Below are 20454 nucleotides of genomic sequence, written 5' to 3'. Positions count from 1 at the left end.
CCTTATGAAATCGATGAGCCCCCTTTTCGGCCGTGCACTCTCCGGGGGAGGATTGAAAGCCGTTTTCATAGCCCTCCTGTGCGGAGCTGCCCTGATATGGGCAGCATTTTTCACTGTCGATGCCATTTCCCGGGGGCTTTACAAACCCATACCGGGCGCCATGTCCTCCGCCACATCAATTTATGCCTTCCAGGCAGTGCTTTATGTGCTTCCCCTGCTTGTCGCAGCGCTCTTATTTGTCTATTCATCCCTTATCGCATCTTTCTCGGACATCATATCGGGCAGAGGTTTCACGCTCTCAGGATTTCTGAGAGGAGGGGTGAGATTTTTTCTCCCCTCTCTCGGATTCGGCGTCGTGTACTTGGTCCCATTCTCTGCCATATCGCTGGCTGCAGGTTATTTCATCGGGGACTTGAGCGGCGATAACGTTGTCCCTGCCGTCGCCGGGATCCTGATGGGCTGGCTCTTTCTCGTGGTCGTTGCTCCCCTTCACACCCTGTCAGCGGCAGGGCGCCCGGTGAAAGGATATCTTTCAAGAAACTGGAAAGCTCTGGCTCCTGTCTCAATTGTCATGATTCTTTTCTGTGCCGCCCTCCTGGCGCTTCTTCCCCGGTGGGAGTATGGCCTATTCCTGTTGGCGGGAATCATATTCTGTGGCTATGCGCTTTACATGCTCCATATACTCTGCCTGGCATCTCCCGCTGATTCGGCATAGCCATAAAGCAGGCTCTCATTCACCAATGGATTATTATTTTACTGAAGCCTTTTTGTGCAGGTGAATATGGCAATTCACTTGCACTTAGCCCTATAGAACAGAGAGAAGGGAAAAAGTATCCTATGTCAAGAGTATTGGTTGCGTTGCTTGTTGTTTCATTCCTGTGCCTGGCGCTTGTGATGCCGGCATGGGCTGAGAAGGAAGTGCTCGCTGGCTCACAAACGAGAAGCCAGGGTCTGACTAACGGGACTCTGTATTGCAGCGGCGTGAAACTGCCTGATGGCGGTACAATAGTCTGTGTGCATGATTCCAATGCAGGTATCTGGCTCCAGGGGATCACTGTGTGATGATGGCTATTGACTGCCACGGCTTGGAAGGGAAAGTGGAGCAGGTGATGAATGAGCCATACGAGGATAATGAGAGATGCATGATGAGAAGAAATACCTCTGGGAGCCTGTATCCAGTCCGGAATACCTGCCATCACTGGCTGAATCGCGGCGTTATCTGTGCCTTGATCGAGACGTCGTGCCTTCCGAGGGAGATATGCATGGCAGCACCTATCTCGTCACAAAGGCCTGGGCTGATAACGTCATAAGGGATTGCATCGGCCATGGGGACCGGTTTGTTTTCAGGAAGGGTCAGCCGGCGCATGCCTTTACCCCATGAGCCCGTAAAGCACATGGTCAATCTCGCAGGCTGTCTCGCCACATTCACATTCTGCTCCTTTATCAAGAATATCCACGGGAAGCTTCATGCCGGGACCCGCGATGAAGCGCTTCTCAAGGCGCAGGATCTGACTTTGAAGCTGAAGTACACCCGCGATCTGGAATCGAAAAACAGGCCGGCCGGCTACTGGTACTGGTTTACTGCAGCCTTCAAGCTCTGAGGAGATGCCTCGGCACTTATTTCCCCCATCGCAACTTTGGAAGTTGTGCTAAAATTCTCCTGCAGCCCTTTATCCATGAGCTATGCGGGGCTCTCTGAATTTCACCGGTATCACCCTTCATAGGCTCCTCCTCTCAGGTACCCGGGTCTGTTATAAGAGGATTCCCTCAGTCTCCCGTGCAGATGCTGTGGAATTTGCCGTCCTTGTAATAGTAAAGGAAAGCCGCCTTGGTAAAGTAGACTTCCGTGAAGGCGTCATTAGCGATCTTCACCGCCTTCTTCTCCTCGAAGGGCACCACTTCGCAGGGCGGATTGTAGCGGAGGAACCGGGAAAGGCCGTATTCCTTGTACTCGGGCTCATCTTGAGTGGCCGACTCGCTGTAGCCCACCTTCGTTTTCGGATCGCTGAGCACCGTTGTGCGTGAAACCTCTCTCACGCCGTAGCCCGCTCCCTCAGATATGATGCAGAGCGTCAAATCCATCTTCCTGTTATGGCCGTCAAGCACTACATCCAGCCTTTTGTCGCCGTTGAAGTCCCCTATGACGGCGAAGAGGGCCTGCCGCGGTGAAAACTTATAGTATTTCACCGCCCTGGGAGTATAATCACCAGGGCGCCACGCCGTAAAGTGGCGATCATACCTTCGGAGGGCCCCTTCCATCGCTGAAGGGAGGGATAAGCGGTATTCAGCCCCTACCTTCTTGAGCACGGGCTTCTCCTCTGCGGCAGAAAGGGGCCTTTCCGCGCAGATGATTAAACAGGCCGCAAATATCAGCATTTGATTCACGAGCGCATGACCTTTCACGGGCACCTCCATGGTCAGCGAGCGGCAGGCAGGCCGCCGTTGTTTCCTGTATTTTCTCAAGACCCTCCGGACCTGGAACCATCACCCGTGATGGAGCTCATCCCGGGTGATGACATTCTTACCGCCGTATTTCTCCCCTTTACCTGAGAACTGAATCAGTCAAGGGAATGCCTTCTGACTGCTCATCGATTATCTCATCTCCCCGGGCTCCATGGAACCCTGTTGCTGAAGCTTGCACAAGTAATCCAGGCATGCTCTGTCCATTTCTTCCGTGGGATCGCGAAAGTGACGGAGGCCAATGACTCCGAGGAGTCAAAAAGCCGGCTTCACCGCAAGGCAGTAATAAAATGGCGCTGCGACCCATTTGCCAGGAGTGACGGGTCAGGTGCCCGTCAGCCGGTAGCCCACTCCCGACTCGGTAATTATGTGCCTGGGCTGCGCGGGGTTCTCTTCAATCTTGCGGCGCAGCTGATTTATGTACACCCTGATATAATGGTTATCCTCGTAATAGACATTGCCCCATATGGCTTTCAGGAGCTGCCTGTGGGTTATGACCCTCCCCATGTTCATCGCGAGGGTCTTCAGTATCTCATACTCAGTAGGGGTGAGCTTCACCTCCCGGTCATCGACGGTGACCCGCCGGTGGGCCAGGTCAACAGCCAGCCTCCCGCACTGGAGCACCGGCTCGCTCTCCGTCGCCGCAGCCCTCCGGAGGGAGACCCTGACTCTTGCGAGAAGCTCGCCGGTGGCGAAAGGCTTTGTCACATAATCATCGGCGCCTGAATCGAGGACCCCAATTTTTTCCTTTTCCTGGTCACGGACTGTCAATACAATGATTGGTGCGCCGGACCACTCTCTCACGCGCGTTATCACCTCCCTGCCGTCCATGTCGGGGAGGCCCAGGTCAACAATCATGAGGTCGGGCCTGAAGGATGCCGCCCTTTGAATCGCCTCACCCCCAGTCGCCGCCATGTCCACCTCGTAACCGTGGGCTTCAAGCGAGACGGCAAGAAGCTTCCGGATCTGGGGCTCATCATCGACTACCAGGATACGGGCTCCCTTATCAGCCATTTTCGACACCATCCTCGAGCTTTATTTCAGGGCATTTCTCTGCCCTCGGGAGGGTGAAGCTCATGACGGCGCCGCCTCCCTCCCCGTTCGCCGCTTGTATTTCGCCGCCATGGGACTCTATTACTGCTTTGCATATAGAAAGACCGAGACCGGAGCCGCATACTTTCTTTTCACAGTCGGTCACACGGTAAAACTTGTCAAAGATCTTCACAAGATCCGCTTCAGGGATTCCTTTTCCCATGTCAGCCACAGAAACCTCCACTGAGCCGTTTTTCCCCCTTGCGCTGATGATGATGGCGCTTCCTCCCGGTGAGAACTTGAGGGCGTTATCGATGAGGTTCACCAGCACGAGCTCGATGAGGACGCTGTCCGCCCTGACGAAAGGCAGGTCCCGCGGGATCCGCACTTCCACCGGGGTGTCCCTGAGCAGATCCTTCATCTGCCCTATTGCCGTCCCCACCACGTCTTCAAGGTCGCAGCTTTCCGGCTTGAGCTCGAGCATCCCGCTCTCAAGCCTTGCGGTATCCAGGAGATTTTCCACGACCCTCTCCAGGCGACGGGCCCCTCCGTTTATTTCATCAAGGAGATCTTTTTTCTGGCCGGGCGAGTAATATTCCCCCGGGTCCATAAGTGCCGATACTGCGGCAATGATTGTCGAGAGAGGCGTCTTCAGCTCATGGGAGAGCGAGTTGAAAAGAGCCGTGTGAAGACGCTCCGATTCCGCGATGAGGGCTGCCTCCTGGACCGCCTCCTTGAGCTTTACCCTTTCTATCAGCACCGCGGCGAGCTGAACCCATGTCTCAAGGAGCCTCCATTGCTCAGGGAAAAGCTTCCGCTCCCCTATGTGGATGCCCAGCACTCCCTCGGCTTTTCCCTTTGAAATGAGGGGCAGGAAAAGATACTGGCACTCTGCAAGAGTCTCGGTGTACCTCCCGGCCACCTTGGCATTCCTGTACGCCCAGCCGGCGACGGCCATGGCGGCGCTGTCAATGTTCCTGCTCCCTCCCATCGACGCGCCGGGCTCCCCAGTTTCCTTATTATCTTCCCTGAGCAGGGGATTATGACGGTACAGCACCTCCAGCTCTTTTTTCCTCAGCGGGAAAAGGGCCACGACATCCCTTTCCAGGGTCTCGGCGACCTGGGTGCAGAGCACGCGGGCAATCACTTCCAGCTCCAGGATGCCTGCGATATTCCTCGCGAACTCGTAAAGAGTCCTGCTGCTTTTCTCCCTCAGCCGGGCCATCTGGGCCTCCCTCCTGAGCTCTTCCGTCTTTCCCCCTATGATGAAGGCAATGACGAGAAACATGAAAAAGCTTCCCACATACCTTGTATCATACACGGTGAAGTGGAAAATCGGCGGAATGAAGAGCACGTCGAAGAGTATCACGCTTGTGAGCGCCGCCACGTAGGAAGGCCACCGGCCCCACCATGAAGCGCTCAGCACCACGGGAATAAGGTAAAGAAACGCTATGTTCAGCGGTTTCAGCTCCTTGCTGAACCGCCATGACAGCACAGTGACCAACCCCACCAGGAGAAGGCTTACTGCATGATGCTTTACGCTGAGAGCATCATCAGGGGAGGGGCCGTCAATCTGTCGGGTCCGCATGGAGTCGGGGATATCCTCCTTCATCCCGCTCACCGGTTCTCTCTGGGGAGATTCCATCGACCTGGAACCTTGCCTTTCTGATTCATTCATGCACTGCAGCAAGTCAGGGACAGCATTCTGTGCATCGGCCAATCTTTCACCTGTGAACTCTCTCTCATACCCATGAATCAATTCATTATCATCATTGAAATGACCTCTCGGTGAGGGCAATTGAGAGAGGACCGCGAGTATCTTGAAAGATGGCAGAAGCAGGGAGATTTCTCAGCCGTTGAGGTGATAGGGCACATCAATCACCACGGTGTTCGCCCGGAAGAGCAGCAGGGTCTTCAATACGAGGGCATTCTGGTTGTGGAGCAGGTGATGCCACCATTTGTTCACCACGAACTCCGGCAGCATCACCGTAAGCATATCATCAGAGGTCTTCCTTTCCATTTTGGCGATATACCTGAGAAGCGGCTGGGTAAGGGAGCGGTATGGCGATTCTATGACGGTGAGGGGGATTCCCGGATCCCATTGTTTCCACCTGACGGCAAGATCCTCGGTAAAGGCGCGGTTCACCGATATATGGACACAGCGGACATCCACCTTGAGGGACCGTGCATAGGAAATGGTCTTTGCAAGGGTCCTGTTGATGTCGGCAACAGGGATTATGATGGTATGGGTCACCGGCCTGATGGGCTCCGAGAGCTCTATTTTAAGCTCCTCGGCAACCAGGTCGTAATGTCTTCGAATCGCACGGAACACAAGAACCAGCAAGGGGATCAGAAGCACCACCATCCAGGCTCCCGACAGGAATTTCGTGCTCATGATCACAATCGCCACTATTCCGGTACAGGTGCCTCCGATTGCATTGATAACGGAGCGCAGGAGCCACCGCGGTTCGTTTTTGCTGTTCCTCTTCCAGTGGACCACCATGCCATACTGGTTGAGCGTGAAAGATACAAAGACCCCCACTGCATAGAGCGGGATCAGTAAATTCACCGAGCCTTTGAATTGGATGCAGAGGAGGCCTGCGATGATTCCCAGAATCACTATCCCGTTCGAAAAGACAAGGCGGTCGCCCAGATTTGCGAACTGCCTTGGCAGGAACCCGTCCCGGGCCATTATCGAAGAGAGCCGGGGGAAGTCGTTGTATGCGGTGTTTGCTGCCATGAAAAGAACCAATGCCGTGGTGACCTGCAGAAAATAGTAGAGCGCCCCGCTGTGAAAGATGCTCCTCCCAAGCTGTGAAAGAACCGTCTCGCTGTGAACCGGCGCGATGCCGGCCTTGCGGCAGAGCACGACGATTCCGACCGTGAATATCGAAAGTAATATGGCCATGGTAATCATGACCTTACCGGCATTCTTTGATACGGGCTCAAAAAATGCCTGCACTCCGTTCGATACCGCTTCAAGGCCGGTAAGAGTCGCACAGCCGGAGGAAAAGGCCCTTAAAATAAGGAAGAGGGTGATACCCTGCACGGCAGGATGCACTTCGTGAACCGCTGCCTGGGGAGGCCGCCCCAGCACAAGCCATTGAAAAAATCCCGCCATGATGAGTAACACGAGAGCTGCTATATAGGAATAGGTGGGAATTGAGAATATGGTGCCTGCTTCCCGCACTCCTCTCAGATTTATCATGGTGACGATGACGATGCTTCCGAGGCAGAGCAGCACCGTATGCTGCATAAGCTGAGGAAATGCCGAAGTTATTGCCGCGACACCTGCAACTATTGAAACGGCAACGGTAAGTATATAATCAGTGGCAAGGGATGCTCCTGCCACAAGCCCCGCGGTTTTCCCCAGGTTCTTGCTTGCGACAATATATGAGCCGCCGCCGTTCGGATAGGCATACACCACCTGCCTGTAAGAAGTGGCCACTATGAGCACGAGAGCTACTATGCTTATGCCTATCGGAAGGGTGTAGGAGAGGGCGGCCGACCCTGCAAGCAGAAGGATCAGCATGATTTCCTCTGTCCCGTATGCAGTCGAGGACACCGGATCAGAAGAGAGCACCGCGAGCGCCTTGGCGTTGGTGAGACGCTCGTTGGCCTGCTGCTCTGTCTTCATGGGGTGGCCGATGAGAAGCTCTTTTACATTGGCGATATTAAAAGAGTTTCTTCTGTTTCCCTGCTTTTTTTCTTGGGGTCGAGTCAAAGTTTCCATATATGCCATGCTTGAAGTTCTTCAGATTTTGCTCCGATAGCATCTTTCCAGGCACCGCTTCTCATGCAAGAAGCATTACAACTGACACTATCATGGTGACGGCACACGTGATGAGCAGCAGGGTGGAGCCGCCTGGAAGGCCAGCCTGATGCTCCAGCGAGGTCACGATGCATGTGAGAAGCACAATCAGTCCAAAAAGTATAATCCTGTGCCGTTCTTCATTTCCGGGAGCGGCAGCGTGAGCTTCCGGCTCATCGAGAAACCGTAGATTTCTTACTTTTTCGAGAGTAATCCTTGAGCTGTACATGGCATGCTCCTGCCTTTCCCGTCTTCTCTCTCATTATAGCCCTGCTCCAGGTAAAAATGGCATCAGGAAATCCGGGGAAAGCGTCAGGAAAGCGTCAGGAAAAGCTATATTGAATTGCTCAGAGAGGAGATGTATCACCAAATCTATCCATGAGGCGGCCCTTCATTGCCGGTAGGCATCCTTTCTTTGAATGACAGAAGTCACGTGCATGACCTGGGCATTGGGATCATATTTGATAATGATCCTCCACTTCTCAACTGCAATTCTCCAGGTATTATCAGAAGTCTTTATTTTCTTGATGTTCACTGGAAGCCCGGCTTGATATCTGTCGATTTCAATACCTATCTTGCACCTCACTGCCTTATCGAGTTTTCTTAGCGCTTTCTTGGCGGGCTCGTCTATGGTAAGCCTCATATCCCAAGCTCCTGTCTGACTTCTTCCCAGGGCTGGGTTCTGCCTTCTCTGAAGGCTTTCTCGCCTTCTTCGATGGCGGCCAAATCTTCCGGCGTAAGCTCTTCATCGTCTTCAGGCACACCGTGCAGGTAAGCCATAAATGCCTCTTTCCTGAGCTTTTTTTCCTGTTCGGCCAGGATAGCCCTCAATGACTTGATATAGGCAAGAACCAGGGTAATCTGGTACTCAGGCAGAGATTCCAGGGCATCGATCAATTCTTTTCTCGTGTCACGTTTTTTCATGGATGCCTCCTTTCCTCACTTCTCCTCATCCTTCTTCACCATCGTCTACCCCGGGCTTCTGGTGCCAGAAGACCGGGCGCACCATCCAGTCGCAGGACTCAACCAGGGAGCACACGGCCAGGTCTCCGTCATTGACCAGGGCCCCGTCTCTCAACACTGGCTCCCTGAGGTGATTATAGCAAAAAGGTGCCTCTGGGATCAATATCGTGCCAGGCAATGCCACCATAAGCGCTCTTTGATCCCTTCATCCCGGGCAGGATTCTGGCGCATCTGAGGGCGATCACCCTATGCCGCCTTTTTCTTCTTGACGGCGTCCCATAGCATCACTATGAGGAGCCCAAGCCCTGCGGTCCTTATTATCATCTTCATCACTTCGGCGGAGAGAGGCCCTATGAGAGGGAAGAGCGCCATGACCTTCAGGATGATGAGGGCTGCCAGCAGGCCAAGGATGGACTTGAGAGGCTGTGAGAATTCCTTCCCCGATTTATCGGATATGGTGTTGCCAAGAATAGTCCCCGTCACTGCGAAGCCTGCAACGAAGCTGAAGAAATAAAGTGCAGGGATCAATGGTATCAGCAGGATTCCTACAATGCTTATCGCAAGGAGCACTATGAGCGGGATGAATCCGATGAGCCCGAAGAAGCCCGTCACCAGGCAGGCAGCGGGATTGAGGAGGAAGCGGTCTGTCATTCTGATGACAAATCTCCAGAAGATGAGGAGGAGAAGAAGCGCCAGCATCAGATCCCAGCATGAGAACAGTGTTTTCACGAAATCGGGCACCCCTGTGCTTTCATACGAGCCGATATTCACCCTGTTTCCCCTCACTATCGTCCGGCGGCCCGTGGAGAGAGCGGAGAATATTGACACGAGATCTTTCTTTACTATGGCGCTGTCAGTGAGACGGGCTTTGCCCCCGATGACCACGCAATCTCCCCGGACTTCCCCCTTGATGACCCCATCAGAAAAGATGAGCACCGCGTCATTGACTTTTTCGCCTTCGTCTATCGTTCCGGACCCGAAAATCCTGATAAAATCGTTTTCCCCCTCTTTGGCCGGGGAGCGGTCACCTTCATCTTTATCGGAACCCCCTTCATCTCCGCTCTGAAGTGGCGTTGGTGTCACAGTTTTTTCCGGATTGATGCTTTCGGTGATGACAATAGTGCGCTCCGATGAAGCATGGGTTATCCCGGATTTCAGAAGCACTCCGGTAACTGCAAAAAGCATCAGCATCACTATACAGGCGATTTTCAACACTCTCTTCATGTCGGTACCTCCTTACTGGTGAGCCCCATTGATGGCACCGGGGCTCCTTCTTGATTTCATTATCGATGTGTAAAGCACGAGAGCTGAGATTGCAGTGATATAGGAAGCGATGAAGTGCATGTTCTGCGTCAATGTCTGGGATAAAAGATTGGTGACATGGAGGTTCTTTATTACTGAAAACAGAGAAGAGATGACTGTGCCTGTCTGCGGTGAAGGTGCTTGAGAGCCGGTAAGGAGGAAGACCAAGATGAAAAGAATCCCTGCCATCACTGCAGGCAGGATCGAGTGTTGCCTGGATTTCATGTCGATCTTCTCCAGGACTTTGGAGGTGAAGTCCGAAGGGACTTGGATACCTCTATGGAAATCTCCCTGGATGTTCGAAAGAAGCGCTGCCTGCTCCCTGCACCACTGGCAGGAGCTGAGGTGCTCCTCCACTTCTCTCTTCCCTTCATCATCGATCATTCCATCAAGATACAGGAAGACCTTTTCTTCGTAACCACATTCATTGTCCATGGGTTCCCTCCCTGGCCAGGGTGAGGAGGTATTTCTTCCCCCTGAATAGATAGTTTTTGACCTGTTCGATGGAGCACTCCATGATCGCCGCGATCTCCTCATACGTGAGATCTTCCATGAATCTCAGGATTACTGCCGTTTTGTAGGGCTCTCTGAGATCACTGAGAAGGGACTGCACCATCAAGCCGCCTTCTGCCTTCTCTTCCCAGTTGTTCTGAAACTGCGCGGCCACTTTATCTTCAAGAGGGCTCTCATGCTCAATTTCCCGGTGCCGTTGCGTGAGAAAGTCTCTCGCTTCATTGGCAGCGATTTTAAAGAGCCAGGAGGAGAAGCGCATCTCATGCCGGTATGACCTGAGATAGCTCCAGGCTTTGATAAAGGTCTCCTGGGCAATCTCCACGCTTGCTTCATAATTACCTGTCATTCTGTAGGCGATAGTCATCACCGGCTTCTTGAACCTCTCCACCACGAGCTCGAAAGTATTCTTATCGCGAGATTTAAGGACTTTATCAATTATTTCCTCATCTTTGGATGCGCCTTCTCCGGCGATCTGAGCTCCGCTATAAGTCATTGTCAGCTTTTCTTCCCCGTGCCATTACAGTAGTAACATTTGCCCGTTCCGCTGCACATTGAGCAATCATTCCCGCTGAGATTCTTCCCGCTTCCGCTGCACACCTGACAGTCCTTTTTCCCGTCGCACCTGATACATTTTTCCTCGACTGAAAGAGCTGAGCTGGTGACCATCGCGAGCAGCACTGCAGCTATCATCAGTATCGCGATTATTTTTACTACCTTCATCTTTTTTTCTGCCTTTCCCTTTTCTCTGGTATGACTACCCGGCAAGGGGGCAAAATGTTTCAGGGGAAAAAAATATTGATACTGAAATTTCCAGAGTGAGATGATCAAGCGGGGCTTTCCCCTGCCTCTTGCTGTCAGGCAGGCAGGGCCTTCAAGCCCTTTTCATAGACCAGGAAAGGCTCGCCGTCAGAGAGGGCGCCGAAGGTGAAGGTGAGGTTGTGAGGAGCTTCACCCCTGATGGTGATGGTCCGGAGGCCGTGAAGCAGGTGGAGGTGGCAGGCCTCGCAGAGCACGATGAGGTTCCAGGGGTCATCGGTGCCGCCCTGAGATCGCCTGATGATGTGGTGCACATGCAAATTTCGCCTGCAGCGGCAGCCTGGAGTCTGGCAGCGGAACCGGTCACGCTTCAGGATCCTGTGGTGATGGGCAGCCTTCTGGATCTTCCCCTCGGTGGAAAGATAATCGGCAAGAAGGGCGGCGAGGAATCTCTCTTCCGGGAGGACAGGGGCCTCGAAAGGCTGGCTGAGAACATGCCGGGTTGGATCAGTCCGGGTGGCCTCTGACTGCGCAGTGAGGTGCAGAAAATTCATGGCGGCGGTGTTCCACAGGTTATAAAGCTCTTTGGGGAGAAAGAATTTTATCATCATGGAGCTCCCTGCCGCCTGTGAGGGGTCCTTTGCCGAGAGGATGTCCACCAGGAAGGTCTCTTCGGGACTGGCGCCCTGGGGGATGGCGCAGATCTGCCTGGCTTTATCGAGATGCCCCGCACACAGCACGGAAATTTTTTCAATTTTAATCTGGGCCTCGCAGGAGAGCATTTCAGCGACATCGCTGAAATGCTTCCAGGGCTCATCAAAGCGCCTGTCCCGCGTTACCAGGGATGCCTCGTCATCCTCGGGGAGAGGCCACGATGATACAGGCGATGGCCCGCCATACCAGGACCCGGTCCTGATGATGTCCCGCACCTCAAAGGAAAGCTCGTGGTATCTCTCGTCGGTGATATAGCGGAAGCCGGGAAGAAGGGTATATTGTATCGGCACGAAGCTGTCGTATTCGATGATCCGGGCGATGCGCTCCGCCTCTTCCCTGAGGTCCGCCGTGGGCACGCCTGCGGCATAAGCTATCCAGGCTTCCTCGTTTTTAGAATTCACCAGGGGAAGAATGAGGCGGGCCTGCTCCCTGGTGATGGTGCCGCTCATGAAGGCCTTTTCGGTGAGAGAGTGGCGGTGGAACCCATTGGCAAGCCTTATGAACTGGCGGGTCTGTGCCATTGAAAAACCGCACCGCTCCTGGGCGTATTCCTCGACGGATTCATAGCCGAAGCCGGTGAAGAGCGATCTCACCTGCATCGCCCTGAGGAGCATCCCTGTGGCCACGTCAAGCCTCTGGCGGATCATCGCGGCTCTGATGAGCCTCGCGGCAAGGGCTCTCACTGGCTCCCCGTCTTTCTCCCCGTAAAGCCAGGAAGGGAAAAAGATATCCCACGGCGATTCCCAGGGATCATCAGTGCCCCCCTTTCCATCGCTGCCGTTCTCCTGCACTGCCTCTTCATCGCCTATGAGACGGGCTCTCTGCTCTCGGGTCATGAAAGGCGCCCGGTAAAACAAGGGGAGGCTTCCCTTGTCATCAAGAGGCGATGGAGCCGGTTTCCGTGATGCCAGGAAGTTGGCGAGAAGCGCCTCGATGAATCCCGCGAGGGGCCCGTCGTAGTGCTCCTTGTCGCGGAAAAAGGAAAGGGCGAAATCCCAGGTGAGGGCAAGGGTGGGGGAGACGCTGAGATACATCATGAGGCCCTCATCAGGCGCTCCCTGGGCATCAGGCTCCATCCCGCAGTTTCCCGCCATCTGGGCGGCAGGCTCCTTCCCCCCGGCAAGCGCCTTTTTTACTTCGCGCTCCAGGGCGCTTATCGAGAGCTTCTGCGCTATGCCAAGCCACTCCGCCTCGTTCTCAGGCGTGACGAGTCTTAAAAGATGCCTGAGAGCGCTCCTGGCAATTTTCCCCTGGAGATATGCCTCCCTGGTGAGAGGAAGGCTGCTGAGAAGCTCAAAGTTGCGCATCAGCTCCGATGCGGTGCGCCCCGAGAACGAGAGGTGCTCCACGGCAAAAGAACCGATGGAGCGATACCCTAAAAGATCCACTCCTTTCTTTTTGAGATTCACAAGAAGGCCGCCAAGAACCAGATCAAGCGCGAGGCGGCCTCTGACTGCCTCACAGAGGGTGAAATCTATGCGGGCTGCCCGCTCATCACTGCTGATAGTGGAGATGGGGGGTCCCCAGGAGATATCCTCCGTGAGCTTTTCCGCTTCGGGAATGAGCCCTTCCCTGGTGATCTTTACCAGGCGTTCAGCTTTCCAGAGGGCTTCCCCGGGAAGCTCATAGGGCTCGGGGAGGAGCAGAAGGTCCTCGTGGTCCTGAAGACAGCAGGGATCCGCGAGGTAAAGAAGCTCCTCTTCATCGGGCAGGAACAATGAGTGAATGGTGTGGGTCTCAAACGTATCCATGTAATAATGATACCATATTGAGAGATAAAAAGCAAAAGGACCACCCCAAGAAAAGCTCATATTGAAGGGCTTTTAAAGCCATCGCAGGGTGCCCCGCCATTGCATGGAGAGAGAAAAAAACGGCAAAAATGACCTGATGGCCCTCCGGGAAGGCGGAGGCGCCTGTTTCAGGCCCTGCCGGCCATTCTGTGAGGACCCTCAAAGCGATAAGCCTCTTGAAAACTATTTTGAAAAATTCATGCCGTTATCCCGCAGGATTATCCGCTCCCGGGCAGCGGTGAGGCCGGGAAAAAAGCAGAACCCCGAGAGTGGTCATTGTTTCAATGAGCGCACATTCAGCCAGTCGCTCATTGGATCGTCATGGCGGCAGGAACTTTGACCGGCGGGGGAAAAAGCTATAGTATATACCCCATGCCGCTTGATAAACAGGGTGGAAGCTGTTAAATGAATGCAGAAGAGGTAAAGGCGAAGCTCAAGGCGCTGAAGCAGATCTCCTTTCTACGGGGCGACACTCTCGATGAGCTTGTAAGAGGTGCCGGAATTGTTGCATATCCCGCAGGCAGCGCGATCAGTGAGGGAGCAGATGGCAGGAGCTTTGTATTCCTGGTTTCAGGAAGGGTCTCCCTCTGGGTGGAATACCGGGGCATCGAGGTGAAGACCACCATTCTTGAGGCGCCTGACTATTTCGGCGCGTTGATGCTGGTGGCCCCTTCGGAGCGGAAGCTGTCGATAAGGGCCGAGGATGACGCCACGCTGTGCGTGTGCGGCAGAGATGCCTTTTTTCACCATCTCTATTCCGTGCCCGATGTCCGCAAGGATATACTGAAGAGAATTGAAGAGCAGAGAAGAAGAACAGAGTCCATTCTGAAAGGGAAAAGCCGCCATGACGGCCCGTCCGGGAGAAAAGATGACCCTGCACTGCCGGGGCATAAAGGGCAGACAAGGGCTTCATCGGGCGGGGCTCAGGAAAAGCATCAGCATAAATCCGGGATTAAAAGGGGCGCCGGCCTGAAAAAGAGCCCGGAAGGGCCGCTTCCGCTGCGCTCGGCGATCATCTTCACCCTGCAGTTCGCCATCCTGCTGAAAGCAGGAATTCCCGCCATTGCCGCGCTGAATACCATAGCTTCCACCTCGGACAGACGTCTCAGCTCTTTAACCCGTGACATTTTGCTGCTCGTTGAGCAGGGCCACTCCCTTTCAGAAGCTCTGTCAAAAAAACGCGGGACCTTCAGCCCGCTTATGATCAATATGGTGAAGATGAGTGAGCATACGGGACGGCTGGCAGAGTCGATGTCGGAATTATCATCGTATCTCTCGCGGGAAGAGCAGAAACGGGCACAGATGACACAGGCTCTTGTCTATCCGATGTGCATCCTTGCTTTTTCGCTCCTCATGGTGGCATTTCTTGTCTTTTACATGCTTCCGAACTTCATGGTCGCCTTTGCAGGCAGCGGTGCTGAAACTCCCCGGGCGACGGCACTTCTGATGCAGCTCATGCATGACAGAAGGCCTTTCATCTATGGGACAATCTTCATCGCAGCAGCTGCAATGCTCGTGGTGCCGTATTTCAGGACGCCGGTGGGAAGGGCCTGCGGCCAGATGCTGCTCTATGAAGCGCCATTGTTGAAAGGGCTCTTTCTCTATCCGCTCCTGACGAGATTCTCCCGCTCGCTTGCAATGCTTCTCTCGGGAAGCAGCACTCTCGTATCGGCATTACAGGTGCTGGGAAGCGATTCAACGGGCTACTACCGCCTCGACGAAGCAATTGATCAGATGGTATATGTGCTGAAGAACCAGGGCAGCACGCTCACCGAAGCGATGGCCGAGAGCGGGTTCTTCCCCCGCATCATGGGCACCATGATCGCTGCAGGCGAGGAATCAGGCGAAGTGGTGGCAATGCTGGTTCAATACGCCGATCTACAGGATGTGCAGAACGAGCTCGCCGTCAGTGATTTTATGAAAGTCCTCGAGCCCCTCATGCTGTTGTTCATGGGCTTCGTGGTGGGATTTATCGTGCTGGCTGCCTTTCTCCCCATCTTTCAGCTCGTGAGGGCCGTTTAATTGTTCTGGTTGAGGAGGAAGAAGCTCGTCACCACTTTATAGCTGCTTTCCTTCACTTTTATGCCGGCCTCCGTCACCTCGGCCCTGATCTCCGCCTGCAGGACGTGGGTTGAAGGCATTGAAAAGGTGGCGGAGCCGGAGTTCCCCAGGCCGGCAATCCTTGTTTCAATGCCGTTCTGCGTGCGGATCAGGTACCTGACTCCATGCCTTTCGCCGACTGAAAGCACCGCTTCGCCTGTATTAAAGGCGATTCTTCCATCATCAGCGACCTTGACATGGCCGTTTTCGAGCTGAGGGATGAGATAGTGCACTTCATCATCGGTCACGCTGTTGACCTTTGCCCCGTGGAGCTCTTTTTTCATGTGCTCTGCCGCAAGCATGGCCATTCGGTAAACGTCGCTGTCAATCCGGCTTTTCTGAAATGCCTGGCTCCCTGTCCGGTGGGTCAGCGTCACAAAGACCACCACCGAGAGAAACAGGGCAATCGAGACAAGAAGCTCGACAAGGGACAGGCCTCTGGTATCCCGGCGGTGTTGAAAGTTTTTGTGCATACCCGTGTAGTTGGCTTACCGCGTACGAAAAACCTCCTTCACCTGCTGCCGGCGTCGTATCCTGTCCCGGCGCCTTTGAGCGGAGGCCGTGGGGATCCGGGATAAAGATTCATGTTCGAGGCAGTTTCATGGTATAATCAAGGCATGGCTGAAGAATATGGCATGCTTGAAGAAGGTGAAATCCTGAGGAAACGCTATATGATAGCGGGTGTCCTCGGGCAGGGCGCTTATGGCGTGGTATACCTTGTGGATGACATCACGGCACACTCCACTCAGTGGGCGCTCAAAGAAGTGCGGGAAGGAAGCCTTGAGAGCGGAGAGCGCACTGAAGCCGTTGAGCGCTTTGAGCGGGAAGCCCGGATTCTCCGGGCATTAAACCATACCGGCATACCCAAGGTCATAGACTCGTTCTCCATGGGACCATGCCACTATATTGTCATGGAGCACATTGAGGGAAAGACTCTGGCAGCATTGAGCAAGGAGACGCCCCTCGATGAAGAAGCAGCGGTAAGCATAGCTTTAAAGATATGCAATATTCTGGAATACCTCCACTGCCAGGACCCAAAACCCATTATCTTCAGGGATCTGAAGCCTGACAACATCATGGTGACCCCCAGGGGAAGAGTGATTCTCGTTGATTTTGGAATTGCACGGTTCTTTAATCCTCAGAAGGAAAAAGACACCGCCCTGCTCGGGACACCCGGCTTTTCTGCCCCTGAGCAATACGGCACCGCTCAATCAAGTCCAAGAAGCGATATCTATGCCCTGGGAGCTACGGTATATCATCTCCTCACAGGTGAGGACCTCGCACATTTCGCCTTCAAGATACCCCCTGTGAGATCAATCAATAAAAATGTCTCGCCGGCGCTTGAAAATATACTTTGCCAATGCCTTGAGCTCGATCCCGCGAAAAGGCCTCAGAGCATGGAAGAGTTGAGAAACGCATTGAGAAGCCTCAATGAGCCTCCAGATGCTCTCACCGTGTCGTCTTCACCGGCCTCTCCTTCGCCGGCGGTGCCCGTCACGCCATATTCACCATCCATGAAAAACGTCAAAAAAGTGATCGGCGTTATTTTTATTATGTATGTGCTGAGCAGGTTATTCGCGTCCTTCAACCCGCAGTCGCCTCCTCCCGATTTTTTCTCCGCGGTAGTGAAAGGAGACGTGCAGGAAGTCAGGCAAATCCTCGCCTCGAATGCTTCCCTGGTGAATACGAAAGACAAAAATGGAAATCTGCCGCTTCACTGCGCAGTGCACAGAAACAACCTTGAAATGACCAAACTTCTGCTGCAGCACAGAGCCAATGTCAATGCAACAATCACCGGGCAGGGTATTTTTCCCCTGTATATTGCTTCTTATTACGGGTATAAAGACATTGTCGAGGCGCTCATTTCCTCCGGAGCCGATATCAACAAGGAAACTGCAGACGGCGATACCGCGCTTATGGGCGCATCCGACCAGGGGCGTGAGGAGGTAGCTGCGCTTCTTATCACGAGGGGAGCCGATATCTCTGCGGAGAATAAAGGCGGCAGTGATGCTCTATGCATGGCAATAAGAAACAGGCACTGGGATATTGCAGATCTCCTGATATCAAAGGGCGCTGAGGTAGACAAGGCAAATAGGAATGGTGCTCCGCCCATTGTAGTTGCCTCTGTGATGAACAACCCTGAAGGAGTCTCATATCTTCTCTCCCACGGAGCCCGGATTGACGCGCGGGAGTCCCGCAAGAAATCAACGGCACTGATGCAGGCCACATGGTGCGGCCATATTGACGTGGTGAAGCTTCTTCTTGAAAAAGGCGCCGATCCTCAGGCCCAGGACCATAGAGGAGCGACGGCGCTTCACGTGGCAGGATGGAAAGACTGGGGCAAAATTGCGGATGTGCTCATCGAGAAGGGCGCGAAGGTAAATCAAAAGGCACATGATGGCTGGACTCCCCTCCATTCAGCATCCTCCTGCGGTTCTCTGGAGGTCATAAAGGTGCTTATTGCCCGCAAGGCCGAGGTAAATGCCCGTGATAATGCGGGGGAAACTCCCCTCGCGGTCGCAGAAGGCGGGGGAAAAAAAGAGGCTGCCGATTACCTGAGAAAGGCGGGAGGAAAAAAATAAGCTCATTGTCGTGCCTTGAAAATCCCTCAGCAAGACCGTCACTTCAGGGCGGGGAAAGAGAGAGGCACCTGTGTTGAGGGCTTGTGTGATGCTTTGGATATGAGCGCCCTTACGATGAGATATCGGTGCCTTTATAGAAATAGGTCCAGAGCGAGTACTCGCAGACCAGGCTGTCTTCCCGCCAGTAAACAGTGACGGTGATCTTCTTGAAATCCGATGATTTCAATTCTTCGATCACCCTGTACGAATAGCCTTCCTCGCCTGCGACGGGCGTTGTATCCTGCTGCAGCGCTTTTGAAAAGTCCGTCTTCGCGACCTCTTTCTTCTCGTTCATGATGCGCCCGGCCAGAAGGCTCGCGTAGTGGCGCCCCCTGTTTCCGCCTGATGCCCTGAGGGAATAGATCTGCGAGCTCACCAGGCCGAGGAGCGCAATGGAGAGAAAGAGAAGGGACACCATAATCTCTGCAAGCGTGAATGCCCTTTGTCTTCTCCTAGTAATGAGAGACGACCACATAGGTGTAGCCTCCTCCCTCAGCGGTGCTTCCCCCGGCGGCAAGATCGTCGATATTGTTCTCGGTGCAGGGATTCCCCGCGCTGTCATTTTTAGAGACGGCTTTACACTGAGGGGGATCCGAGGTGCTGTCCCACTCGTACCGGCTCACCGGGATGGCAGGAAGCTCTTCGAACGCCGATTCCTTGCCTTCCTGGTATGAGTATATCGTATCGGTCTCTCCTTTCTTATGATACCGCATGTAAAGTGTGCCGTTCACATCGATGGCTGTTTTATCGAAATCGGGATTCGGGGGCTCCTCTTCAGTTCCATCGGAGTAATAGGTCGGCGGTGTGTTCAGAAAATCATAGAGCACCTTGGAGGGCGGGGGCAAGGTGCTCCACAGGCCATTCAGCACGCCGCCCTGTTCGGTATCGCCCGATGAGGTGAAGCGGTAGAGCGTGTCCACGCCTTCCCGCGCATATCTTCCATAGAGAGTGCCGTCCCTGCTCACTGCCAGGCTTTTTATCCTGCCCGTTTTCTGCGAAGGGTCGGTAAAGAGAGAGACTGCGCCGTTTGCGATGGTGTAATAGCTTACGGGAACCGACGGGAGGACATGCCACTTCCTGTCCTGTGCACTGTATTTATATACGGTGTTGGAGACACCGACTTCAAAGCCTGCCTCAAGGGTAAGTGCCGAATACCGGCCATAGAGATTGCCCGATTTATCGGCCGTGATATCCTTCAGGTCTCCCCCGATGATATCTTCAATAGTGAGCTGGCCGTCATTCTGGTAATAGGCCTTCCTTGTCGGAGGGAGCACTTCCCATTTGCCTGTCGTCAGGTCGCAGCGATACAGGGTATCTGTTCCCAGCAGGCTGTGATGAACGGCATAGAGGGTGTCTTTTCCATCGGTGGCAAGATCGGAGAGTGATTTGACAGGGGCGCTGGACTGCGTCACAATGCCGAAGAGGTTGTATTGGTATTGGCTGGGTGGTTTGACGGCAGTCCATTTATTGCTGCTCAGGCTGTATTTATAGATTGCGGTACCTCCGGACCGGTCGGAGAGGGCATAGAGGTTGCCCTGGCTGTCCCCGCAGAGACATTTCATATTGTCGGCAAAATCTCCCAGGCCTGAAGGGGTGGTCTGCTGCAGGGTGAAGTTCTCGTTATAGTACATCTTTGGTGCAGGCGGGAGCGTCTTCCAGTCCCCTCCCTGCTGCCTGTAATAGATCATGTCGGCGCCGTTAAGATTGCTGCAGGCATATACGATGCCGCTGTTGCTTGCAGCCTTTCTGACCACTGTCTCATAGTTCTGAATGACTGCATGGGAGCTTCCGGGGTTTATGATTCCCTGGCCATGCACATAGAGGAGATCGGGTTTTGTCGGGTGAGGAATGATCCAGGCTTTCAGGCGCTCGTCGGAAGCGGTGTCTTCGCTGTAGGCACTGGCCTCGCCGGTATGCGACGGCTCCCATGAGGAGTTGTCGGACATTGCCTTGAGGGCCTGGTTGACTGCTGCCTGTGCAATATACTGCGCTCTCGTCTTCAGGTGAGAATACCGCGTGAACTGAATGTTCTGATTGACCAGCACCACCGTCATGGTAATGAGGGCAAAAAGCACCATCACGATGAAGAGTGCCATGGGGAGTGCAATGCCTGAGCCATTCTGCCGGTGTCTCATGGTCCGCTCCTCTCGTTGATAATCTGTCTTTTTGAGGCTTCCGGGCACAGACCTGTGCAATGATGGGTCAGATATAATTATACAACAATCTGTGAGCATTGAGCAAGGCAGGCAAACCAGGCGCCAGAACCGGCCGCAGAGAGGGACCAGGCTTTCTCCCCTTGAATATCCATGAGAGCCCATGGAGCTCATGCTTCATGGCATGAAAAGCTTTTCCTTGTTCGGGCGGCAATTCCCCCGGTGATCGCAAGCCCGGC

General features: G+C 54.0%; 22 protein-coding genes. 5 read left to right on the top strand and 17 right to left on the bottom strand.

Features of this window, described 5'->3' with window-relative positions:
- Positions 1-4 precede the first annotated feature (4 nt).
- On the top strand, positions 5-715 hold the full coding sequence (locus RDV48_20585; protein MDQ7825211.1) for a hypothetical protein: 711 nt from the start codon (positions 5-7) through the stop codon (positions 713-715).
- A 480-nt stretch (positions 716-1195) separates the two neighbouring features.
- Here the strand turns inward: RDV48_20585 and RDV48_20580 are convergent, their stop codons facing one another.
- The gene (locus RDV48_20580) at positions 1196-1366 is read right to left on the bottom strand and encodes a hypothetical protein (GenBank protein ID MDQ7825210.1); all 171 of its coding nucleotides are present in this window, start codon (positions 1364-1366) and stop codon (positions 1196-1198) included.
- Here RDV48_20580 and RDV48_20575 point away from each other — a divergent pair.
- Complete coding sequence (locus RDV48_20575) at positions 1365-1601, top strand: hypothetical protein (GenBank protein MDQ7825209.1); 237 nt, start codon at positions 1365-1367, stop codon at positions 1599-1601. The two genes, RDV48_20580 and RDV48_20575, sit on opposite strands and share 2 nt — an antisense overlap.
- Before the next feature lie 166 nt (positions 1602-1767).
- Here RDV48_20575 and RDV48_20570 read toward each other — a convergent pair whose 3' ends face one another.
- From RDV48_20570 to RDV48_20510, 13 genes are all read right to left on the bottom strand, one after another.
- Entirely contained in the window at positions 1768-2307 is a 540-nt protein-coding gene (locus RDV48_20570) for a hypothetical protein (GenBank protein MDQ7825208.1), read from the bottom strand.
- Between the two features lie 477 nt (positions 2308-2784).
- Positions 2785-3474: a response regulator transcription factor gene (locus tag RDV48_20565; protein MDQ7825207.1), complete on the bottom strand. Its 690-nt coding sequence runs from the start codon at positions 3472-3474 to the stop codon at positions 2785-2787.
- Positions 3467-5137, bottom strand: a complete 1671-nt coding sequence (locus RDV48_20560; GenBank protein MDQ7825206.1) for a DUF4118 domain-containing protein — start codon at positions 5135-5137, stop codon at positions 3467-3469. Before RDV48_20560 ends, RDV48_20565 begins: the two co-directional genes overlap by 8 nt.
- Positions 5138-5341: 204 nt before the next feature.
- Positions 5342-7225: an APC family permease gene (locus RDV48_20555; protein ID MDQ7825205.1), complete on the bottom strand. Its 1884-nt coding sequence runs from the start codon at positions 7223-7225 to the stop codon at positions 5342-5344.
- Between the two features lie 61 nt (positions 7226-7286).
- Positions 7287-7532 (bottom strand): hypothetical protein, encoded by a 246-nt coding sequence (locus RDV48_20550; GenBank protein MDQ7825204.1) that lies wholly within the window; start codon positions 7530-7532, stop codon positions 7287-7289.
- Positions 7533-7694: 162 nt separating this feature from the next.
- Entirely contained in the window at positions 7695-7946 is a 252-nt protein-coding gene (locus RDV48_20545) for a hypothetical protein (protein ID MDQ7825203.1), read from the bottom strand.
- Entirely contained in the window at positions 7943-8227 is a 285-nt protein-coding gene (locus RDV48_20540) for a hypothetical protein (protein MDQ7825202.1), read from the bottom strand. The genes RDV48_20545 and RDV48_20540 overlap by 4 nt, the downstream gene beginning before the upstream one ends.
- A 25-nt stretch (positions 8228-8252) precedes the next feature.
- Complete coding sequence (locus tag RDV48_20535; GenBank protein MDQ7825201.1) at positions 8253-8381, bottom strand: hypothetical protein; 129 nt, start codon at positions 8379-8381, stop codon at positions 8253-8255.
- A 131-nt stretch (positions 8382-8512) separates the two neighbouring features.
- The gene (locus tag RDV48_20530) at positions 8513-9490 is read right to left on the bottom strand and encodes a hypothetical protein (GenBank protein MDQ7825200.1); all 978 of its coding nucleotides are present in this window, start codon (positions 9488-9490) and stop codon (positions 8513-8515) included.
- A 12-nt stretch (positions 9491-9502) separates the two neighbouring features.
- Entirely contained in the window at positions 9503-10003 is a 501-nt protein-coding gene (locus RDV48_20525; protein MDQ7825199.1) for a zf-HC2 domain-containing protein, read from the bottom strand.
- Positions 9993-10574 carry an RNA polymerase sigma factor gene (locus RDV48_20520; GenBank protein ID MDQ7825198.1) on the bottom strand — a complete coding sequence of 194 codons (582 nt, stop codon included), beginning with the start codon at positions 10572-10574 and terminating at the stop codon, positions 9993-9995. Before RDV48_20520 ends, RDV48_20525 begins: the two co-directional genes overlap by 11 nt.
- A gap of 2 nt (positions 10575-10576) precedes the next feature.
- On the bottom strand, positions 10577-10801 hold the full coding sequence (locus tag RDV48_20515; GenBank protein ID MDQ7825197.1) for a hypothetical protein: 225 nt from the start codon (positions 10799-10801) through the stop codon (positions 10577-10579).
- A 134-nt stretch (positions 10802-10935) separates the two neighbouring features.
- Positions 10936-13302 (bottom strand): HNH endonuclease signature motif containing protein, encoded by a 2367-nt coding sequence (locus RDV48_20510; protein MDQ7825196.1) that lies wholly within the window; start codon positions 13300-13302, stop codon positions 10936-10938.
- A gap of 103 nt (positions 13303-13405) precedes the next feature.
- Here RDV48_20510 and RDV48_20505 point away from each other — a divergent pair, with 103 nt between their 5' ends.
- Positions 13406-13681 (top strand): hypothetical protein, encoded by a 276-nt coding sequence (locus RDV48_20505; protein MDQ7825195.1) that lies wholly within the window; start codon positions 13406-13408, stop codon positions 13679-13681.
- Positions 13682-13746: 65 nt separating this feature from the next.
- Positions 13747-15363: a type II secretion system F family protein gene (locus RDV48_20500; GenBank protein MDQ7825194.1), complete on the top strand. Its 1617-nt coding sequence runs from the start codon at positions 13747-13749 to the stop codon at positions 15361-15363.
- Here RDV48_20500 and RDV48_20495 read toward each other — a convergent pair.
- Positions 15360-15914 (bottom strand): hypothetical protein, encoded by a 555-nt coding sequence (locus RDV48_20495; GenBank protein ID MDQ7825193.1) that lies wholly within the window; start codon positions 15912-15914, stop codon positions 15360-15362. The two genes, RDV48_20500 and RDV48_20495, sit on opposite strands and share 4 nt — an antisense overlap.
- A gap of 111 nt (positions 15915-16025) precedes the next feature.
- On the opposite strand from RDV48_20495, the gene RDV48_20490 reads away from it, so the two are divergent.
- A complete protein-coding gene (locus tag RDV48_20490) occupies positions 16026-18023 on the top strand; it encodes an ankyrin repeat domain-containing protein (GenBank protein ID MDQ7825192.1) in 1998 nt (665 codons plus the stop codon).
- A 109-nt stretch (positions 18024-18132) separates the two neighbouring features.
- Here RDV48_20490 and RDV48_20485 read toward each other — a convergent pair whose 3' ends face one another.
- Complete coding sequence (locus tag RDV48_20485) at positions 18133-18537, bottom strand: prepilin-type N-terminal cleavage/methylation domain-containing protein (GenBank protein MDQ7825191.1); 405 nt, start codon at positions 18535-18537, stop codon at positions 18133-18135.
- On the bottom strand, positions 18515-20197 hold the full coding sequence (locus RDV48_20480; GenBank protein ID MDQ7825190.1) for a hypothetical protein: 1683 nt from the start codon (positions 20195-20197) through the stop codon (positions 18515-18517). The genes RDV48_20485 and RDV48_20480 overlap by 23 nt, the downstream gene beginning before the upstream one ends.
- Positions 20198-20454 lie beyond the last annotated feature (257 nt).

It is taken from the genome of Candidatus Eremiobacterota bacterium, assembly GCA_031082125.1.
Taxonomy (GTDB): domain Bacteria; phylum Vulcanimicrobiota; class CADAWZ01; order CADAWZ01; family Ess09-12; genus Ess09-12.
This window is presented reverse-complemented; position numbering and strand designations above follow the sequence as displayed.

Coding starts and splice junctions, on each gene's coding strand:
- RDV48_20480 (MDQ7825190.1), bottom strand. CDS start 20,197: ATGAGACACCGGCAGAATGGCTCAGGCATTGCACTCCCCATGGCACTC.
- RDV48_20515 (MDQ7825197.1), bottom strand. CDS start 10,801: ATGAAGGTAGTAAAAATAATCGCGATACTGATGATAGCTGCAGTGCTG.
- RDV48_20555 (MDQ7825205.1), bottom strand. CDS start 7,225: ATGGAAACTTTGACTCGACCCCAAGAAAAAAAGCAGGGAAACAGAAGA.
- RDV48_20550 (MDQ7825204.1), bottom strand. CDS start 7,532: ATGTACAGCTCAAGGATTACTCTCGAAAAAGTAAGAAATCTACGGTTT.
- RDV48_20565 (MDQ7825207.1), bottom strand. CDS start 3,474: ATGGCTGATAAGGGAGCCCGTATCCTGGTAGTCGATGATGAGCCCCAG.
- RDV48_20585 (MDQ7825211.1), top strand. CDS start 5: ATGAAATCGATGAGCCCCCTTTTCGGCCGTGCACTCTCCGGGGGAGGA.
- RDV48_20540 (MDQ7825202.1), bottom strand. CDS start 8,227: ATGAAAAAACGTGACACGAGAAAAGAATTGATCGATGCCCTGGAATCT.
- RDV48_20545 (MDQ7825203.1), bottom strand. CDS start 7,946: ATGAGGCTTACCATAGACGAGCCCGCCAAGAAAGCGCTAAGAAAACTC.
- RDV48_20530 (MDQ7825200.1), bottom strand. CDS start 9,490: ATGAAGAGAGTGTTGAAAATCGCCTGTATAGTGATGCTGATGCTTTTT.
- RDV48_20580 (MDQ7825210.1), bottom strand. CDS start 1,366: ATGCGCCGGCTGACCCTTCCTGAAAACAAACCGGTCCCCATGGCCGAT.
- RDV48_20500 (MDQ7825194.1), top strand. CDS start 13,747: ATGAATGCAGAAGAGGTAAAGGCGAAGCTCAAGGCGCTGAAGCAGATC.
- RDV48_20520 (MDQ7825198.1), bottom strand. CDS start 10,574: ATGACTTATAGCGGAGCTCAGATCGCCGGAGAAGGCGCATCCAAAGAT.
- RDV48_20490 (MDQ7825192.1), top strand. CDS start 16,026: ATGTTCGAGGCAGTTTCATGGTATAATCAAGGCATGGCTGAAGAATAT.
- RDV48_20560 (MDQ7825206.1), bottom strand. CDS start 5,137: ATGGAATCTCCCCAGAGAGAACCGGTGAGCGGGATGAAGGAGGATATC.
- RDV48_20485 (MDQ7825191.1), bottom strand. CDS start 18,537: ATGTGGTCGTCTCTCATTACTAGGAGAAGACAAAGGGCATTCACGCTT.
- RDV48_20505 (MDQ7825195.1), top strand. CDS start 13,406: ATGGAGAGAGAAAAAAACGGCAAAAATGACCTGATGGCCCTCCGGGAA.
- RDV48_20510 (MDQ7825196.1), bottom strand. CDS start 13,302: ATGGATACGTTTGAGACCCACACCATTCACTCATTGTTCCTGCCCGAT.
- RDV48_20495 (MDQ7825193.1), bottom strand. CDS start 15,914: ATGCACAAAAACTTTCAACACCGCCGGGATACCAGAGGCCTGTCCCTT.
- RDV48_20575 (MDQ7825209.1), top strand. CDS start 1,365: ATGCCTTTACCCCATGAGCCCGTAAAGCACATGGTCAATCTCGCAGGC.
- RDV48_20525 (MDQ7825199.1), bottom strand. CDS start 10,003: ATGGACAATGAATGTGGTTACGAAGAAAAGGTCTTCCTGTATCTTGAT.